The sequence below is a fragment of the Sphingobium subterraneum genome, assembly GCF_014199435.1.
Classification (GTDB): domain Bacteria; phylum Pseudomonadota; class Alphaproteobacteria; order Sphingomonadales; family Sphingomonadaceae; genus Sphingobium; species Sphingobium subterraneum.
In genome coordinates, this window is record NZ_JACIJP010000033.1 from 1 (window position 1) to 1357 (window position 1357).

1 protein-coding gene is annotated in these 1357 nt (G+C 61.8%); it reads left to right on the top strand.

Annotation, left to right across the window (positions count from 1 at the left end; translation table 11 throughout):
• The first annotated feature begins 81 nt into the window (after window positions 1–81).
• On the top strand, window positions 82–1218 hold the full coding sequence (locus tag FHS92_RS18055) for an IS5 family transposase (protein ID WP_184081944.1): 1137 nt from the start codon (window positions 82–84) through the stop codon (window positions 1216–1218).
• The last annotated feature ends 139 nt before the right edge of the window (window positions 1219–1357 follow it).

The window sequence follows — 1357 nt, forward strand, 5'->3', positions numbered from 1 at the left end:
TAACAGGCTGCGGAAAAAGGCTTCCGTTTTTGGTCGATAGGTGATTCAGATTTTCCAGCGGGATTGGTGCTGGGGATGGCGATGCGCGGTTCAGATGTTCGGACGGAAGGCTTGTTTTCGTACGTGAGTTGCGAGGCGCGGGTGCCCGATGGTCATCCGCTACGGCCGATCCGAGCGATCGTGGACGAGGCACTTGAAGTGCTGTCGCCAGAGTTTTCCAAGCTCTATTCGCAGATTGGCCGCCCGTCGATCCCGCCGGAGAAGCTGCTGCGGGCGTTGCTGGTGCAGGCGTTCTATTCGGTGCGTTCCGAGCGGCAGTTGATGGAGCAGCTGGATTACAACCTGATGTTCCGCTGGTTTGTCGGGCTGTCGATGGATGCGCCGATCTGGGATGTGACGGTGTTCACCAAGAACCGCGACCGCCTGCTCGAGGGCGATGTGGCCGCCAGGTTCATGGCGGCGGTCCTGGGGCAACCTCGGGTCAAGGCGCTGCTGTCGGAGGATCATTTCTCGGTAGATGGCACACTGATCGAAGCCTGGGCCAGCATGAAGAGCTTCAAGCCGAAGGGTGGCGCTGAAGGGGACGGCCAGGATGGGGGCGGCCCCGACGATGGCGCCGGCCCGGCATCGGCCAGCGCGCCAAAGCGCAATGGCCGCAATGCCGAGCGCGATTTTCATGGCGAGAAGCGCAGCAACGATACCCATGCTTCCAGCACTGACCCCGATGCCAGGCTGTTCAAGAAGGCCCGGGGCCAGGCGGCCAGGCTCTGCCACATGGGGCATATGCTGATGGAGAACCGCCACGGCTTGATCGTCGATACGATGCTCACCCATGCCACCGGCACTGCCGAGCGCGAGGCGGCGCTTGTCATGCTGGAGCGCATGAATGGGCGCCACCGGATCACGCTGGCAGCGGATAAGGCCTATGACGTGGCCGACTTCATTGCAAAGTTGCGGGCTCTGAACGTTACCCCGCACGTGGCACAGAACAACACCAACCGGCGTTCGGCCATTGACGGCCGCACCACCCGCCATCCGGGCTATGTGGTAAGCCAGCGCATTCGCAAACGCATCGAGGAAGGCTTTGGCTGGATGAAGACTTACGGGGGCATGCGCAAAACCCGTCACGTGGGCAATCCGCGGGTTGCCTGGACCTTCACGTTGACCGCTGCCGCATGCAACCTGGTTCGGCTGCCCAAGCTCCTGGCGGCGGCGTGAGCATGCCCGGAATCCGACCAGAAATGCCCCAAGAGGTCGGAATTGTCCCGAAAAACGACGCCAAATCGCCTCCCAAACGATCAACATCCCGAAAATCAGCCAAGGCGTCGGACCGTAGGCAGACTATTTCCGCAGCCTG